Annotated in this window: 16 protein-coding genes and 2 pseudogenes; 6 read left to right on the top strand and 12 right to left on the bottom strand. The window is 37.0% G+C overall.

Features of this window, described 5'->3' with window-relative positions; all coding sequences use genetic code 11:
- Positions 1–59: 59 nt before the first annotated feature.
- The 5 genes from BCER98_RS17180 to BCER98_RS17160 form a co-directional block, all read right to left on the bottom strand.
- On the bottom strand, positions 60–488 hold the full coding sequence (locus BCER98_RS17180) for a pyrophosphohydrolase domain-containing protein (protein WP_012095871.1): 429 nt from the start codon (positions 486–488) through the stop codon (positions 60–62).
- A gap of 55 nt (positions 489–543) precedes the next feature.
- Positions 544–729, bottom strand: a complete 186-nt coding sequence (locus tag BCER98_RS17175; protein ID WP_012095870.1) for a hypothetical protein — start codon at positions 727–729, stop codon at positions 544–546.
- Between the two features lie 105 nt (positions 730–834).
- Complete coding sequence (locus tag BCER98_RS17170; protein ID WP_012095869.1) at positions 835–1,914, bottom strand: Ger(x)C family spore germination protein; 1,080 nt, start codon at positions 1,912–1,914, stop codon at positions 835–837.
- Positions 1,890–2,984 (bottom strand): spore germination protein, encoded by a 1,095-nt coding sequence (locus BCER98_RS17165; RefSeq protein WP_012095868.1) that lies wholly within the window; start codon positions 2,982–2,984, stop codon positions 1,890–1,892. The genes BCER98_RS17170 and BCER98_RS17165 overlap by 25 nt, the downstream gene beginning before the upstream one ends.
- A gap of 15 nt (positions 2,985–2,999) precedes the next feature.
- Positions 3,000–4,700: a spore germination protein gene (locus BCER98_RS17160; protein WP_012095867.1), complete on the bottom strand. Its 1,701-nt coding sequence runs from the start codon at positions 4,698–4,700 to the stop codon at positions 3,000–3,002.
- Between the two features lie 284 nt (positions 4,701–4,984).
- Here BCER98_RS17160 and BCER98_RS17155 point away from each other — a divergent pair, with 284 nt between their 5' ends.
- Positions 4,985–6,106: an alpha/beta fold hydrolase gene (locus tag BCER98_RS17155; protein ID WP_012095866.1), complete on the top strand. Its 1,122-nt coding sequence runs from the start codon at positions 4,985–4,987 to the stop codon at positions 6,104–6,106.
- A gap of 34 nt (positions 6,107–6,140) precedes the next feature.
- Here the strand turns inward: BCER98_RS17155 and BCER98_RS17150 are convergent, their stop codons facing one another.
- The gene (locus tag BCER98_RS17150) at positions 6,141–6,323 is read right to left on the bottom strand and encodes a hypothetical protein (RefSeq protein ID WP_012095864.1); all 183 of its coding nucleotides are present in this window, start codon (positions 6,321–6,323) and stop codon (positions 6,141–6,143) included.
- A gap of 210 nt (positions 6,324–6,533) precedes the next feature.
- On the opposite strand from BCER98_RS17150, the gene BCER98_RS17145 reads away from it, so the two are divergent.
- The 3 genes and pseudogenes from BCER98_RS17145 to BCER98_RS17135 all read left to right on the top strand — a co-directional run bounded on the left by BCER98_RS17145 (position 6,534) and on the right by BCER98_RS17135 (position 7,476).
- Positions 6,534–6,839 carry a rhodanese-like domain-containing protein gene (locus tag BCER98_RS17145; RefSeq protein WP_012095862.1) on the top strand — a complete coding sequence of 102 codons (306 nt, stop codon included), beginning with the start codon at positions 6,534–6,536 and terminating at the stop codon, positions 6,837–6,839.
- Between the two features lie 77 nt (positions 6,840–6,916).
- Positions 6,917–7,140 (top strand): annotated as a pseudogene (locus tag BCER98_RS17140) (spore germination protein).
- Between the two features lie 18 nt (positions 7,141–7,158).
- Positions 7,159–7,476, top strand: a pseudogene (locus tag BCER98_RS17135) (hypothetical protein).
- Positions 7,477–7,501: 25 nt separating this feature from the next.
- Here the strand turns inward: BCER98_RS17135 and narI are convergent.
- From narI to BCER98_RS17110, 5 genes are all read right to left on the bottom strand, one after another.
- Entirely contained in the window at positions 7,502–8,191 is a 690-nt protein-coding gene (narI, locus tag BCER98_RS17130; RefSeq protein ID WP_012095859.1) for a respiratory nitrate reductase subunit gamma, read from the bottom strand.
- 2 nt (positions 8,192–8,193) lie between these two features.
- A complete protein-coding gene (gene narJ / locus BCER98_RS17125) occupies positions 8,194–8,739 on the bottom strand; it encodes a nitrate reductase molybdenum cofactor assembly chaperone (protein WP_012095858.1) in 546 nt (181 codons plus the stop codon).
- Between the two features lie 18 nt (positions 8,740–8,757).
- Positions 8,758–10,233 (bottom strand): nitrate reductase subunit beta, encoded by a 1,476-nt coding sequence (narH, locus tag BCER98_RS17120; protein WP_012095857.1) that lies wholly within the window; start codon positions 10,231–10,233, stop codon positions 8,758–8,760.
- Positions 10,223–13,906, bottom strand: a complete 3,684-nt coding sequence (locus tag BCER98_RS17115) for a nitrate reductase subunit alpha (RefSeq protein ID WP_012095856.1) — start codon at positions 13,904–13,906, stop codon at positions 10,223–10,225. The genes narH and BCER98_RS17115 overlap by 11 nt, the downstream gene beginning before the upstream one ends.
- 197 nt (positions 13,907–14,103) lie before the next feature.
- Entirely contained in the window at positions 14,104–14,796 is a 693-nt protein-coding gene (locus tag BCER98_RS17110) for a Crp/Fnr family transcriptional regulator (protein ID WP_012095855.1), read from the bottom strand.
- 543 nt (positions 14,797–15,339) lie between these two features.
- Between BCER98_RS17110 and moaA the strand changes: the two genes are divergently transcribed.
- Both moaA and BCER98_RS17100 read left to right on the top strand, forming a co-directional pair.
- Positions 15,340–16,353 carry a GTP 3',8-cyclase MoaA gene (gene moaA / locus BCER98_RS17105; protein WP_012095854.1) on the top strand — a complete coding sequence of 338 codons (1,014 nt, stop codon included), beginning with the start codon at positions 15,340–15,342 and terminating at the stop codon, positions 16,351–16,353.
- Positions 16,354–16,369: 16 nt separating this feature from the next.
- A complete protein-coding gene (locus BCER98_RS17100; protein WP_012095853.1) occupies positions 16,370–17,383 on the top strand; it encodes a molybdopterin-synthase adenylyltransferase MoeB in 1,014 nt (337 codons plus the stop codon).
- 39 nt (positions 17,384–17,422) lie between these two features.
- Here BCER98_RS17100 and moaC read toward each other — a convergent pair whose 3' ends face one another.
- Entirely contained in the window at positions 17,423–17,908 is a 486-nt protein-coding gene (moaC, locus tag BCER98_RS17095; protein ID WP_012095852.1) for a cyclic pyranopterin monophosphate synthase MoaC, read from the bottom strand.
- Positions 17,909–17,911: the final 3 nt, after the last annotated feature.

Here is a 17,911-nt window from a genome sequence, read left to right as displayed (position 1 = left end):
AAAAGAAGAAATAGTGGAAAGGAGCTATCTTGTTTGGATAGCTCCTTTTTACATAATTTTCATTTTAATGATTTTGCTAATGCTTCTTGGCGTTGACGCTCGATTTCTGCGCGAAGTTGTGGCTCGGGTGCTTGCCAACCTTCTGGTTTTAAAATTTTGCCGTCTCCTTCGCGAAAGCGCGGTTTTCCATCAGGAAATAACTTTGCCATATTGGCATTATTCACAATTTCAAATCCTTTATCTGGACGCACTCCCATTTCTGCAAATGTTCCAAAGGCAAAATAAATAAGATCGATTAATGCATCATATTGATCTTCTAGAGTTGTTGCTTCTAAAAACTCTTCTAATTCTTCTTGCATAAAGCTTGCGCGAATCTTTGCACGTTCTTCCGTTAATTTTGTTGGTACATCTGTAACTGGGTGTCCGAATACTTCATGCATTTTTGCGACAAGTTCATATCCTTTATCTAGACCTTTTTCGTTAGACATGTTGTTTCATCCTTTCTTACTATGTGCCGAATTCCATTGTAACATAAGATCTTTGTTATTCTTCTTTCTTTATGAAAAATGATACAGCGATATCGATTCCGAATATTCCGACAAGAAGTGATGGAATAACAATGAGTAAATAACGAGTGAAAGAAACATTTTTTAAATATGTATGTGCAAATAAAAATACTAAGAGAAATAGAACCCCATTTAAAATAGGTTTTATCAATTTTTTTAACATAAGCTCTCCCGTAACTCCTTTTTCTCTATGTAAGGCATAAAAAAACTCCCCCTTCTCCGTTGTACCATGCTAGAGGGAGGAGTTCAATCTTTATGTTAGATTCTATTATTCAATAACCCCTGAATTTGTAATATTTACTTTATATTGAACTTTAATAGGTACATCTTTATACATTGCTTTCCATTTCTCTAAGTTGAATGGTCGATAGTGCTGCCTAAATCTTGCCCCAAGGCCAATGGGATCGACATCCAAAGATTGAAAGTGTTTAATGAGTTTTGCTGCTCTTGTATTGAGTTGTTTTTCGATAGATCTAGCAATTTTTTGTGTATTCTTCTTATTTTCCAAACTAAATTTTCTTGATAATTCTTGAATACGTGCATCAAGTTTCACTGTAATGAGAAAAGAAGGTCTGCCGTTTTTTACATGTACTTGGTAAGTAGGGGTAGAGCGAATATTATTAATGATTGTGTATCCAGGGTTTGTTTTGAATTCCTGTGAATCTAATCGATGTTTTTCAACTAATCCTTTAAATACAAACAGATCTCGTTGCTTGATTTTCCCGACATATTTATCTTTCTTGAAAAGAGCAATACCAGTAATTTTTACTTTGTCTTTGCTTTTTTTTAAGATAGGAATATAGTAGTCTTGGCCTACGCGATAATAACGGAATGCACCCAAATGTACATTATCGGTTGGCAAAGGACCAGTTTGCATATTATGCTCCAATAACTTTTTTATATAAATTGCAACATTTGATGAGGTTGTATACTTTTCTTCAAATAATTCACGCCCATTTCCATCTAATAAGGCAACATATAAGGCATTTCCGACATTTACATCACGAATGAGCGTGTCAAATGAAGTGGACAATCCTTTTTTAGCGATGTTCATTGTGAACAGAGCAACGCGCATTTGGCCGTTTGCAAACGGTTGGGAAGATGTTAAAGCAGTATCGGCTTTTACTTGTTTTACAGCATTCCCTACCCCTTCAAAAACTTCAACTTTATTTCCTTTTTCCTGTACGGGACAAACAAATGTTACTTTTACTTTATCATCTTTCGCTGTATCAAAAACCGTTCCTTGAATGAGCTGAATATCATCAATAATCGTTTTTTGTAAGCAACCAGTCATACTAAACATACAGAAACAGGAAAGGAGAATTACTTTTGTTTTGATTTTTTCCATTTTCTTTTCACCCACATAATAAGAAATAAAATCGGGATGTACATATAAATAACAAAAAAGCTAGTATGAGATATCATGCTAATAAAATCATTAATATCGTGTCGATTTGTTAATAGTTGTGAAATAATGATTGTAATGAACAAAAGAGCGATTAAAATCTTTTTTTGTTTCACACGAAAGACTTCATATGTACCTCTTGTTGCAGCCCATAATGGAAGTAAGAAACTTGGCATAATGACAAGAGCGTAAGCAGAGATTGCAATGTACTCTAAGCGCTCAATAAAGGGAAGTTGAATAACCTGTGTCATAGAAAGCTGCGGCCATATTGTTTGTAATAACTGATTTTCACTAAAAAAAGCAAAGGCTAGCATAGTACTGAATACGTATAAAATGTTAGAAAATAGTGCGCCATATTGTGCGAATTTATGAGACTTTTGTGCCCCTTTTACAAATGGATAAATCATAAGGTATACTTCAAATCCAGTCATCGTGTAAATAGAGGATTGTGCTGCTTTTAATATATCCTGAACAGAATGAGAAAATATAGGAAGTAAATTTTCCCACTGTGCATATTTTAGAACAAATAAACTAAGGAAAAGATAACCGAAAATTCCGGCGATAGAAATTACGCATATGCCGGTCATAACGCGAAATCCTGATGAGATAATGTAATAGCTAAGTAAGCAGAAGAAAAAGGTCAATGTCCATGTAGAAGCGGTAGGAAACATCCATACTTGAACAATTTCGACATAGGTTCGGATAACGGAAATACTTATAATGAAAAAGTAAGTCACAAAGAGTAGGTTCATTCCTGTTCCAACCCACTTTCCGAACAGCTCTTGATGTAAATCAATTAAATTCCCCTCATTTTCTTTTAACAAGAAATGCATCATCCAGATGAGAATGTGGATGGTAATTCCTACAATGAGAACTCCTATCCAACCATCGTATCCTGCGGACTTTGCGATGATGCGTGCAAAGCCTAAAACCCCCGCTCCAAATTGTGCACCATGAATTAAGAAGAAAACAAAGATAGGTGATATTTGATATTTTGTTTTAACTTTACTCATAAGATGCACCTCGCTTTATTCATCAAAATCAGATCTATGTTTTATTGGAATACCTTTTGCAGTCTTTTTTACGTGCTGTGCTCTTGCTTGTACATCTCTTGTATCAATTACAGATAGAGGAAACCGCACCCAAGAGTCCTTAAAGGATTGTTTCCTTGCTGGATAAAAGAGGGCATATGGTTTGCGTAAAGATGATAGGCGGAATAAATGGGTAAATAAAAAAAGAAATCCAAGTACAATGCCTAAAAGTCCGCCTAATTCTGCACTAATCAGAAATGGGAATCGTAATAATCGCACAGTGTTTCCCATTTTATAAATAGGTGTAATAAAGGAAGCAAGTGCAGATAAAGCAACAATAATTAAGAGAATATTACTTGTTAAACCAGCTTCAACAGAGGCTTGACCAATTACAATCCCCCCTACAATACCGAGCGTTTGCCCTACTTTCATTGGGAGTCTGGCGCCTGCTTCTCTTAATAAATCAATTGCAAGTTCTAAAAATAGCGCTTCTATTAAAGGAGGGAATGGAACTTGGGCTCTGGATAAAATCAATGTTTCTAATAAGTCGCTTGGAATCAATTCATAATGATAGCTTAAGACAGCGACATATAATGGAGTTGCACAAATCGAAAAAAGAACAGCAATTAAACGTAACATTCTCGAAAATGTAGCATACATCCAAGAGACGTTGTAATCTTCAGGTGAAACAAAGAAATCAAAATAAGAGACAGGCGTAAGTAAAACGCTAGGTGAGCCGTCGACAAAAATAGCAATTTTTCCATCGATTAAAGCTTTTGTTACTCTATCAGTGCGCTCTGTATTAATATAGAGAGGGAAAATTGACTTTTCACCCATTAATTCTTGAATATAAGAACTGTCATTAATTTGATCATATTTAATTGTTCGAAGAGACTCTTCTAAGAAAGCAACATTTTCTTTTTCAGCAAGGTTGTCTAAGTACATCATCACAACCTTTGTCTTTGAAAAAGCTCCAATGATAATTTCTTTCGTTTGTAATGCTAATACTGGGAGGCGTTTTCGGACTAAATTTATATTTGTATCAATATCTTCGACGAAACCCTCTTGTGGGCCAACTACTGTTGATTCATTTAATGGTGCAGTTGGTGCTCGATAATTATCAATTGCGATATTTGCAAGTAGACATTTTTGATCTTTTTCATGTAATTGAACAATTGCGTGCCCCTTTAAGACCATATCTTCTATTTTTTGTAAATCATTTGTAATTATAATTCCACTCATTGGAATGTGTTCTTTCAATTCTTCTAATGTAGAGCATGTGCGTTCTAATAATGTTGGCATTAAATATTTTTGTAACTTTTCACCGTCAAGTGATGGCCGATAGTAAGAAATCCAGTATGGCATTGTTTCATCATCGGATGTGTGATAATTGACAAAATCGCTAGATGCTTTCAATTTCTCTAACAAATCTTGAAGAGTGTGAACCTTTTCTTTCTTCGGTTGACTGAAATCATAAATGCTATTGTCACTAGTATGTGTATGGGTTGCTTCTTGAACAGGTTGTTGCTTATTGAGGATCTGTTCTCCTCGCTGAGAAGCTTGATTAAGGTGCTGTTGTTCGGATTGCTTTTGCTCTCTTTGCTGAGAAGTTTGCACAAGGCGTTGCTGCTCGTCCTGCTTAGCAGTTTCCTTTTGGATCTTTGCTGTTTTTTTCTTTCGTAACCAGTTCCAAATCATTGCTTTCTCCCTCTTTAACTTATGTAAGATGATGTTAGTTTATGGTGTATTTTGTTTCTTATACATATGTCTGGAAAGAAAACTGTTATATAAAAAGAAGGTTTTCTTTTAGAAACGTGTAATCTTTTTATAAGCAAAATTGATTTGTTATGAAAATGATGGGACTTGAGATGGAGTATGAAAAATAATCAAATATGTAAAAGCAGTTGCCATTATAGACGGAAAAATTGAGCGGGTTAGTAGAGAGGTTGGAAGAATAAGATGTTTGAAAGGAGAAATGGAACGTGTATGTGAAAAAAGAGTGTTTTTCTTTGAAACAATTTACATTTGCAAATAAAAAGAAAATTCCTATTCAGATGGGATATGAAACATATGGGAAGTTAAATAAGGAAAAATCCAATGCGATTTTAGTTTGTCATTATTTTAGTGCAACGAGTCATGCGGCAGGAAAGTATACGGAGAATGATTTACTGCCTGGATGGTGGGATGGGTTGATTGGACCAGGAAAAGCAATTGATACGGACCAATACTTTGTTATATGTACGGATAATCTTTGTAATGTTCAAGTGAAAAATCCGTATGTTATAACGACAGGGCCAAAGTCAATGAATCCAGAAACCGGTTTGGAATATGGGATGGATTTTCCAGTATTCACTTTTTTAGATGTTGCTCGCATCCAATATGAATTAATAAAAGAAATAGGGATTAACAGGTTACACGCTGTAATTGGGCCATCGGCAGGTGGGATGATTGCGCAGCAATGGGCGGTTCATTATCCACATATGGTCGAACGAATGATAGGTGTAATTACGAATCCGCAAAATCCAGTTGTAACATCTGTGAATGTTTTGCGGAATGCAATTGATGCCATTCAGTTGGATCCGAAATGGCAGGATGGGACTTATGGGGAAGAGCAACCAATTAAGGGATTACATGTAGCAAGTAAAATGATGTTTATCAATGCATTTGATGCGAAGTATTATGAAAAGGAATTTCCGCGTAATAGTACCGAAACAAAACCGTATGAAAACTTTGGTTCACCGACATCATTTGAGAAAGAGATTGATTGCTTAACGCTTCAAAATATTCAATTTGTAGACGCAAATTCATGGATGTATACTGCAAAGGCAACGTTATTACATGATATTGCGTATGGCTTCTCCTCTATGGATGAGGCACTTTCACAAATTGAGGCAAATGTGCTGATGATTCCATGTAAGCAAGACGTATTACAACCAGCACATTATAATTATAAAATGGTTGATAGCCTGAAAAAACAAGGGAAATTTGCAGAAGTATATGAGATTGAAAGCACGAATGGACATATGGCTGGAGTGATGGATATCCATCTATTTGAGAAGAAATTGTATGAGTTTTTGAATCGTAAAATATCTAGTTTTGTATAAAGAAAGGTGCATATTTAGCAAGTAGCACCTTTCTTTATACAAACTTTAAACGAAAAATATACGTGGCAATGCATGCGCCGAAAAAAGCGATGCTAAGTAATAAAAGTAGGAATGAGATTTCTTGAAACGATAGCTTATTATAGTTTTTCTTCATATTAAATACAATGATAGAAAGAATAAGAAAAATAAGGCCCATAAAGAAAAATGAAAGTGTCATGTCACTTCGCTCCTTTCGTAAAACAAGTATTATGAGAATACAATGTGAAAGTTAGCTTTGTAAAGTATAAATATTGATAAAAAGTTGAGAAAGAGATAAGAAAAGGTACAGTTTCATTTCTTTGCGTTCAGCCATCAGCATGCTAAAATTGGTGAGTAAAGAGGAAAAATACTGTTTCAAAGTTTTATTGTATATAAGGAGGAACAATCGATGACAGAAGTAAAAACAATTACAACAGAAGAAGTACAAAAGCGTCTCGAAAATGGAGAGACATTATTTCTAGTAGATGTACGTGAAGATGAAGAAGTGGCGCAAGGGAAAATTCCAGAAGCTGTACATATAAAAATGGGTGACATTCCAAATAAATTGGAATTCTTTGATAAGGAAAATGAATATATTTTTATTTGTAGATCAGGAATGCGCAGTGAAAATGTATGTCACTATTTAAATGAGCAAGGATTTAAAACCGTCAATATGGTTGGCGGTATGCTGCAATATAAAGGAGAAATTAAATAATGAATTTATAAAAACTTGAAACGTGTCTGTTTCAAGTTTTTTTTCTTATGCATACAGTGTACAAAGGAGGGAATAATTTGGGTGCGCGAATTCGTAATATGAAAATTATCAATAATAAAGGCAACGTGAATGTAGGCGATTATTATAGCCTTTCACCTTCAGGGGTTCAAAAAGTATATGCTGGTGCTGGCGGGTCAAGCATCGCTAATTTTTTTAATGGCAAACGTATGCAACCTGAAACGCCAAGAGTTCCAGAGTTTTTCCGCCATTAGAAACGAGTGAATTAACATTAGGATCATAAAGGAAAGGAGGAATAAATATGCCTGCTCATATTCAAAAATTTGTCATTGTAAATCAGTATGGAAATATATTTACAGGTGATCACTTAAGTGATACTTCATTTGTTGCTTCTAAAACATATAGCGGGGCATTGGGACCGACGTGCATCGATGTTGTAACAGTAGTTGGTACAACATCAAATCTTTGCTTACAACCAGGTGACACAGTGACAACAACGTATACAAGAGGAACACAAACATCTGAAAGTCAAAATACAGGATTATAAGGGGAGAATCCCGTTGGAATTTTGCAAGCAGTGCCAAATACAGATGCTTTTAATTCCGCGCCTGGTTTATAAGAAATAATCCCCTGATTGTAGGGGATTATTTCTTAAGGTGCATGGGCATGCGTTTTCGATAAATTACGTAGCTGCGACGTAAATATTTTACGGGAACACTAAATACATGTACGAGTCTTGTGAATGGCCAAGTTGCAAAAAGGCCTAGTGCTGCAATAATATGAATTTTAAACCAAATCGGTACGTCTGCCATATATTCTGCTTTCGGACTGAAAATGAACAGACTACGGAACCATGGGCCAATTGTTGTACGGTAATCAAAGCCTTTTGCATCAATATTGAAAAAGGTAGAAGAAAGACCGGCTAACATAACAATGAACAGTAGAATGAGAGCTATATAGTCTCCTTTTGTACTTGTTGCAATCATACGTTTTACTGTAAAACGACGATACATTAAGATTACTAATCCAACAATAGAAGCAATTCCAGCAGGAAGTCCGAAACTAATAGCAATGATATGATAAGTATACTCTGAAATACCGAGTGAGCGATAGACAGATTCCGGAATTAAAATTCCCATAATATGACCGCCGATTACAAACATAATTCCAAAGTGAAAGAGAAGACTTCCAATTCGAAGTATTTTCTTTTCGAGCAGTTCACTAGATTTTGATGTCCAACCAAATTGGTCATAGTTATAGCGAAAAATGTGTCCGCCGATAAAGATTGCGAAAATGATATAAGGAAATAGCACCCAGAAAAATTGATCCAGCATGTTTAGAGAACTCCTTTCTCATTTGTTTGTACACCCCATGCATCAATAGCAAGCAGAACGGAAGCGATGATTGGTTCATGTAGACAATTTGCTTTTTTTAATTGCTCATGCAAAGCTTGTATATTTTTCATGTACTTACTTATAAGTGGATCACAATCTTCTTCCGGTGCGTTTGCTAGAAATTCAAGAAGAAGTGGTAAGTAATCAGGAAGCTCCTTATCTGTTACCATAAAGCCAGCTTTTTGATAATGTTGTTTTAATTCTAGTAATTCAATTCCGCGTTCTCTTTGTTCACCTGTATTCATATAAGTTAAGTATAAATTTGTCTTTTTTCCGAAGTCGAATGTATACACATACGAGTCGATTAGTTGCGCATCTGTTTTGTTCTGTACTTGTTTTATGAATCTTGTAAGCAATGTGCGAATTTCTTCATTTGTAATCGTACGGATTGTTTCTTGTAGTTCGGGTAAAGCTTCTCTCCATCCTGCTTCAGGATAGGAGAGAAGGAAGGAAGTACAAGAAAAAGCGGTTTGTAAACTTTGTTTCATCGTTGTTACCTCCCTTAGTTAAGAAAGCGTCATGCAAGAGCCTGGACCACCGGCAAAGGAAAGGCCACAGCTTCCTTGTTCACTATATAAATCAGCAACTTGCTCGCGGTGAGTTGTTGGAATAACAAAGCGATCTTTATATTTTGCGATTGCTAGTAGGCGGTACATATCTTCTACATCTTCTTTTGTTAATCCAAGTTCTTTTAATACCATTTCATCTGGCTCTTTATGAACTTGTAGTGCTCTCATATGTGTGCGCATGACAGCCATTTTTTTCAATGTAAGTCGAATGTGGGATTCGTCCCCAGCGGTAAGTAAATTCGCTAAATATTGAATTGGAATTCGCATATTATCAATTGCAGGGAAAATATCCTCTTCTTTCCAGTTGCTTCCTTTTCCTTCGACTATATTCATAATTGGACTGAGCGGTGGAATATACCAAACCATTGGCATTGTTCTATATTCAGGGTGAAGCGGAAGAGCGATTTTCCAATCGATAATCATTTTGTAAATTGGTGAATGTTGCGCTGCTTTTATCCATTCTTCAGGTATTCCTTGTTTTTTTGCCTCGGCAACTACTTCTGGATCATTTGGATCTAAGAAAACAGTAAGCTGCGATTCATATAAGTCTTTTTCATTTTCGATGGAAGCGGCTTCTTTTACCTTGTCAGCGTCATATAACATAACACCAATGTAGCGTATACGCCCTACACATGTTTCAGAACAGATGGTAGGCATACCCGCCTCAATACGCGGGAAGCACATTGTACATTTTTCCGCTTTATTCGTTTGCCAGTTGAAATACACTTTTTTATATGGGCAAGAAGATACACAAAATCTCCAAGCACGGCATGCATTTTGATCGACAAGAACAATTCCATCTTCTTCACGTTTATACATCGCGCCAGATGGACAAGAAGAAACGCAAGACGGATTCATACAATGTTCGCAAATGCGAGGTAAATACATCATAAAGACGTTTTCAAAGTCTGTCTTAATATCTTCTTCCATTTTCTTTACATTCGGGTCTTGTAAGGCAGTGATATGTCCACCAGCTAAGTCATCTTCCCAGTTTGGCCCCCATTCAATTTTATCGATAAATTCGCCTGTAATTGCCGATTTTGGACGAGCTACTGGTTGATGTTTGCGCTGCGGGCTGTTTGTTAACGTTTCATAATCGTAGTTCCATGGCTCGAAGTAATCATCGATTGTCGGTAAATCTGGATTATGAAAAATATTTAGTAGACGTTTCACTTTAGAACCGGATTTGAGCTGAAGTTCACCGTTCTTTACTTCCCAGCCGCCTTTATATATTTCTTGATTTTCCCATTGTTTTGGATAGCCAATACCAGGCTTTGTTTCCACATTGTTAAAATACATATATTCAGCACCTGGACGATTTGTCCAGGTATTTTTGCACGTTACACTACAAGTATGGCAGCCGATACATTTATCTAAGTTCATTACCATTCCGACTTGTGCTTTAATCTTCAAGCCAATCTACCTCCTTCAGTTTGCGGATGACGACGTTTAAATCACGCTGATTACCCGTTGGACCATAGTAGTTAAACCCATAGCTTAATTGACCATATCCGCCAATCATATGCGTTGGTTTTACATGGATGCGCGTTGGACTATTATGCGTTCCACCACGGTTACTTGTTAAATTTGTACCAGGCACGTTAATATGACGGTCTTGTGCATGATGCATAAAGGCCATTCCTCTTGGTATGCGATGTGTAACAACTGCACGTGCTACAACAACGCCGTTTCGGTTGAAACATTCAATCCAGTCGTTATCATCTACACCAGCTTCAGCGGCGTCATCTTTATTCATCCAAACAGTTGGACCACCACGGAATAGTGTTAACATTGGTAAGGAATCGAAGTACATACTATGAATAGACCATTTATTATGCGGCGTTAAATAGTTTAGCGTAATTTCTTTTCCTTCTACTTCCGGACGTGATTTTTGAAACGGTTTATGCTGCAAGATTGGTTTAAATGTTGCCATTGTTTCACCAAACTCTTTCATCATCTCGTGATCTAAGTAGAATGATTGTCGTCCTGTAATCGTTCTCCAAGGAATAAGACGTTCTACATTTGTTGTAAATGGTGAGTAGCGGCGTCCCCCTTTTTCTGAGCCAGTAAAGGCAGGAGAAGTAATTACTGTTTTAGGTTGTGCTGTAATTTGCTCGAATGTGAAACACTCTTCTTCGCGTTCTGCTGCTAAATCGCGTAATTTTAAATCTGTTTGTTTTTCAAGAGCTTCCCACGCTTTTACAGCCATATGACCATTAGTTGTTGAAGAAAGAGTAAGGACTGCTTCTGCTGCATGGACTGCTTCTGTTATATTAGGGCATCCTTTTGCGATAGAATCGGTGCGGATGACTCCTAAGCGACTCTTTAATTGTTCGTACTCTTTTTCTGCGGACCAAGAAATACCTTTTGTCCCAATTGGTTGTTTACCAGCATTTGGTCCAAGCGCAGTCATTTTGTCATAAATTGTTTTATAATCACGCTCGACAACATGAATTTGTGGCATCGTTTTACCTGGAATTGGTTCACATTCCCCTTTGCTCCAGTCTTTAATCTTGCCAAGTGGCTGTGCTAATTCTTGCGGTGTATCGTGAAGAAGCGGAGTTGCAACAACTTCTTTTATTGGATCAAGATCAAGTTCTGTTGCTAATTTAGAGACTGCTTTTGCAAGGGAGCAGAAAATGTCCCAGTCGGAACGAGCTTCCCATGGTGAACCAATAGCTGGATTAAATGGATGTACAAATGGATGCATATCTGTACTACTTAAATCGTGTTTTTCATACCATGTTGAAGCGGGTAGAACAATATCGGAATAAAGTGCTGTCCCGGCCATACGGAAATCTAGGTTAACAAGTAAATCTAGTTTGCCTTCAGGGGCCGTTTCATGCCATTTTATTTCTTCTGGTCGCAATGAATCGCTATCATCGTTCATTAATCCATTTGTTGTACCGAGTAAATGTTTTAAGAAATATTCGTGACCTTTACCTGAACTTGAAATTAAGTTTGCACGCCATACAAATAAGTTACGTGGGAAGTTATTTTTGTTATCTGGATCTTCAATGGCAAATTTCAGTTCTTTTTCTTTTAATTTCTGTGCCACATATATTCCAATTTCTTCTTTTGTGGTTGCCCCATTAGCGACAGCTTCTTTATAAATTTCAATTCCATTCTTTTCGAAAGTCGGATAAGAAGGAAGCCAGCCAAGACGAGCTGCTAATACATTGTAATCACCATGATGTTGATAGCGTGAGTTGCCAACAACTGGTGATGCTAAGTGACCGACTGGTGTATCTTCATAACGCCACTGATCTGTTACAAAATAGAAGAATGATGTCCCGTTTTGTAGCTTTGGAGGACCTTGCCAGTCTCTTGCCATCGCAATGGTTTGCCATCCTTCGGCTGGACGTAATTTTTCTTGCCCGACATAATGTGCCCAACCACCGCCATTTACGCCTTGTGCCCCAACGAGAAGAACGAGGTTTAAAACAGCGCGATAAATCGTATCAGAGTTAAACCAATGGTTAATACCAGCACCGACAATAATCATGGAACGACCATTTGTATCGATGGCGTTTTGAGCAAACTCACGAGCGATTTGAATGACTAAGTCTCGTTTTACACCTGTGATGTTTTCTTGCCATGCTGGTGTAAATGGAATCGAATCATGAAAGTCTTTTGGTTCTTGGCCGCCAAGTCCACGGTTTACGCCGTAGTTAGCTAATGTTAAGTCGTACACAGTTGTAACGAAAACATCACCATCTCGTGTTTTCATTTTCTTCACTGGAATTGTTCGTTCTAGTATTTGATTCCCTTCATCAGAGAAGTATGGAATCTGTACAGTACCAATGGCATCTTCCATGCCAAGTAAAGAAAGCCGCGGATTAATTTTTTCTCCCGTTTGCTCATCTTCTAAGCGCAAGTTCCATTTCTTCTCATTATCCCAGCGAGAGCCCATTGTACCGTGAGGAATAGCAAAATCATTCGTGTTATCATTCCAAAGAACAGGCTTCCATTCGCCAAGCTTTGTTTCACGGCCAATATCATTTGCATGTAAGAACCGATCTGCTATGAATTGGTCTCCTTGCTGTTTTAATGTGACGAAGAACGGGAAATCAGTATATTGTTTTGCATAATTTGTGAAGCATTCTACTTGTTTGTCCACATAAAACTCTTGTAAAATGACGTGCCCCATCGCCATCGCAAGTGCGCCATCTGTCCCTTGTTTTACGCTCATCCAGTCATCAGCAAATTTTGTGGATTCAGCAAAGTCAGGACTTACGGAAACAACTTTTGTTCCTTTGTAGCGTACTTCAGCTAAGAAGTGCGCATCTGGCGTTCTGGTCATTGGAACGTTTGAACCCCATGTCATAATGTAACCAGAGTTATACCAATCACTACTTTCTGGTACATCTGTTTGATCACCCCAAATTTGTGGGGAAGCAGGTGGGAGGTCAGCGTACCAATCATAGAAGCTGAGCATAGGTCCACCCATCAGCTGCATAAAGCGGCTACCAGCAGCATGACTTAACATAGACATGGCTGGAATTGGTGAGAAACCAACGTTTCGATCGGGACCATATTTCATTACTGTATATAGTAAGGAGGTTGCAACAAGTTGCAATACTTCATCCCAGTTCGCACGAATGAATCCACCTTTACCACGTGCACTTTTATAGGTGCGAGCTTTTTCAGGATTTTCTACAATGCTTTTCCAAGCATCTAATGGTGATGTATGATTTTGAAGTTCTTCCTTCCACATATTCCAAAGGACGCCGCGTACATATGGATATTTCACGCGAAGTGGACTATAAATGTACCAAGAAAAACTTGCGCCGCGTGGACAACCCCGAGGCTCAAAATCCGGCATATCAGGGCCAGTAGTTGGATAATTTAATTCTTGTCCTTCCCAAGTTACAATTCCATCTTTTACATAAATGTTCCAACTACAAGAGCCAGTACAGTTTACTCCATGTGTAGAGCGGATGACTTTATCATGTTGCCATCTTTTGCGATAGACGTTTTCCCATTCGCGATCTTCGTATGTTTCTTGTGTATGGTTCTCGTTATATCGATCTATTGGCGAAAAATATTTTAACCGTTTCATGAATGCTGAAGATTTCTTTTTCATACTGCTCACTCCTTTATTACCTCTCATTTTCTTATCTTCACTATAAGAGGAGGGAATAAATAGGGATGTGATATCTATCACAGTTCAACAGATTGTCAAAAATCATTTCGTAAGAGTGTGGTGTTTTTCACATTTCATCATGTGTTTTTCGTGTAGAGTGAAGGAGAAAAGAAAAAGTAGCCTCTCACATAGAGAGACTACTCAATACTACAAATAGAAGAGGGACAATCTTCACAAGAAATTTCACATTTTAAAAATTGTAAATTATGAATTGTAATTTTTCCTTTCTGAATAGAAAGGATTCCTTGTTTTTTTAATTCATTTAACATACGGTTGACACTTTCGCGTGAAGTAGCACAGAAGTTAGCAAGCTCTTGGTTTGTTAAAGGCAAATCAATCAAGATCCCATTTTCTTTTAAAATACCGTAACTATTTGTCATGCGAATGAGCGTGGAATATAAAGCACCTTTTTTTCCATGCAATACTAAATCACGAAATTTTGTTTGCATTCTTCTTAGATGTTCACTAATCCATTTCATAAATTCAAATGCAAGAGCTGGCTTTTGAAGCAATGCTTTTTCTAAGGCATCTCGTTTTATTACACCAATCTCAACTTCTTCGAGACATTTTGCATTTAATAAATACTTTGCATGATCTGCAAATAGTGTTAATTCTCCGATAATATCATCCTTTGAACAAATGCGAAGTGTTAATTCTTGTCCATCAGCGCTAATTTTACTAATTTGTACTTTTCCAGATCGAATGATATAGAGTTCTTTTGCTTCTATACCTTCTTGAAAAATATAGCTTCCTTTGCTGACGTTCATTTTATATTCAACAGATGCAAGTAGTTCTTTTAAATCATTTGATAATGCCGTACGATTTGTCACAGCAATCACCTTTCTTTTTCGAGCAGTCTATCCTTTATTGTGAGTATAAGTATGATGAAAATGCAAGTAATATTTCCTGTATAATATAAAAAAGTAGATGTTTCATGCAAACACCTGTTTAAGTATAATAATATAGGAAGTCCTTTATTATTTAATCTATTTTTTTGATACTCGTTTTTTTAGTATGCTTATTTAAAAAAGTAACGAAAACTTTTAGTAGTGGATGACTGATAAGGAGAACCACTATAATCATGATTTGATTCAATAAATAGACAGTATTCACCTTGAGACAGTTTGTTTCAAGGTTTTTTTATGGGGAATTTTTCTTTCAATGTGAACAAATTACGAACGGATTTGTGAAGAATTTTTGAATGGCGCATATGATGTGAGAAATATCACAACAAATATTAGATTACTTGATTATGATGAAGGCAAATAAAATATGGAAAGCAAACAAAGAACATGAGCTAAAACATCACAGTTCAAAAATATATTATAATAGAATGAAGAAAGATATGAATGAAGCAAAAAGGAGGGGTGACGATGCACGAGAAGGTGAGGGATTCTTTCGGGCGCCCGCTTCAAGATTTACGGATTTCAGTTATAGATCGCTGTAATTTTAGATGCACGTACTGTATGCCGGCTGAAGTATTTGGACCAGATTATGCTTTTTTACAAGAAGAATTTTTACTTACATTTGATGAGATTGAAAGATTAGCAAAATTATTTGCTGGCATAGGTGTAAAGAAAATTAGACTTACAGGTGGAGAACCATTACTTCGAAAAGATTTACCGAAGCTGATTAAGCGTCTAGCAAGTCTGGATGGTATAACGGATATTGGACTAACAACAAATGGTATACATTTGACAAAACAAGCAAAAGCATTAAAGGAAGCAGGCTTGCAGCGAGTAAACGTTAGTCTGGATGCGATAGAAGATAATGTATTTCAGAAAATAAATGGACGGAATGTTAGTACGAAACCTGTGTTAAAAGGGATTATAGCTGCTAAAGAGGTCGGTCTTGAAGTAAAGGTAAATATGGTTGTGAAAAAAGGAATGAATGATAGTCAAGTTCTTCCAATGGCTACTTGTTTTAAAGAACAGGGAATACCACTTCGTTTTATTGAATTTATGGATGTTGGGAGTACGAACGGATGGAATTTCGAACAGGTAGTTACAAAACAAGAATTAATTGAGATGATTGGCAATGTATATCCGATTGAACCCGCTGAACCACACTATTTCGGAGAGGTCGCAAAGCGCTATTGTTACATAGGAAGTGATGTGGAAGTTGGATTTATCACTTCTGTTTCTGAATCATTTTGTTCTTCATGTACAAGAGCGCGAATTTCAGCTGATGGAAAGTTTTATACGTGTTTGTTTGCGACAGAAGGTACGGATTTAAGAGCGTTGCTTAGAACCAATTGTTCTGATAATGAGTTATTACAAGTCATACAAGATGTATGGAGATATCGAAAAGACCGATATTCTGATGAGCGGACGGAAGAAAGCGCGAAAAATCGTGCGAAAATTGAAATGTCTTATATTGGAGGATAAGAAGGGAGGGAAAACATTGCAGGACCGATATTCAAGGCAAATGTTATTTTCAAGTATTGGTGAAGATGGACAGAGGAAAATAAGAGAAAAGCATGTATTGCTTATTGGTGCTGGAGCTCTTGGTGCCGCCAATGCTGAAGCTCTTGCTAGAGCAGGAATCGGAAAATTGACAATTGCGGATCGAGATTATGTCGAGTGGAGCAATTTGCAGCGGCAGCAATTATATACAGAAGAAGATGCCAAGCAATATAAGCCAAAGGCGATTGCAGCTGCAGAACATTTACAGAAGATTAATTCTGAAGTTGAGATTATTCCAGTTGTGACAGATGTGGCGATACAAGAGATGGAAGATTTCATTCAAGGTATAGATTTAATAATAGATGCAACAGATAATTTTGATACGCGTCTTCTTATTAATGATATTTCACAAAAATATAATGTACCTTGGATATATGGAGGATGTGTTGGTAGTTATGGCGTAACGTATACAATTCTTCCAGGAAAAACACCGTGCTTTCGCTGTTTGATGGAGCATCCGACAAGCGGTGCCACATGTGATACGGCAGGGGTAATACAGCCGGCGGTACAAATGGTCGTTGCACATCAAGTAACCGAAGCTTTAAAAATATTAGTAGAAGATTTTGGAGCACTTCGGGAGACAATGTTGTCATTTGATGTTTGGAATAATCAACATATGGCATTTAAAGTGAATAGGCAGAAAAAAGAGAGCTGCCCATCTTGTGGCAAGTTACGTACGTACCCAAGTTTGGCATTTGAATCACAAATGAAAACCGAAGTATTATGTGGGCGAAATACGGTTCAAATCCGTCCTGGCGTTTCGAAATCTCTTAATCTAGAAGAAATTAAAAAGCGCTTACAAAAAAACATGGATATTCAAGTAACACCGTATTTATTATCCTTTTTCATCGAGGAGTATCGTTTTGTTCTCTTTAAGGATGGTAGAGCGTTTGTTCATGGGACAAATGATAAGGCAGAAGCGAAGCGATTATATACAAGGTATATAGGCTAAACCTAAAGGCGACCTTTAGGTTTAGCGGATGCGTTATATTTATGAATTTCGAAGATAGTCGCCGCTTTTTCCTCCTGTTTTTTCGAGAAGATATGTTTCACCGATAATCATTCCTTTATCGACAGCTTTACACATATCATACACGGTAAGAGCAGTCATAGAAGCGGCTGTTAAAGCTTCCATTTCAACGCCTGTACTTCCTTCTGTTTTTACCTTTACTTCAATAAGTAAACGATATTGTTTTTTTTCTTGTTTCCAATCAAAGGAAACATCGACTCCTTTTAAAAGTAAGGGATGACACATTGGAATAACATCAGAAGTACGTTTTGCCGCCATAATACCAGCGATTTGAGCGACGCCTAGTACATCTCCTTTCCCAATTTCATGATGGGAGATTTTATCATAAATTTCTTTTGTAACAAGGATGCTAGAACAAGCAATTGCAGTGCGCACTGTTACTTTTTTATCACTAATATCGACCATCTTAGCACGGCCTTGGTCATTAAAATGAGTAAATGAAGACATGGA

The sequence above is a fragment of the Bacillus cytotoxicus NVH 391-98 genome (assembly GCF_000017425.1).
Taxonomy (GTDB): domain Bacteria; phylum Bacillota; class Bacilli; order Bacillales; family Bacillaceae_G; genus Bacillus_A; species Bacillus_A cytotoxicus.
Note: the sequence above shows the minus strand (reverse complement) of the source record. Positions and strands in the feature narration are given on the sequence as shown.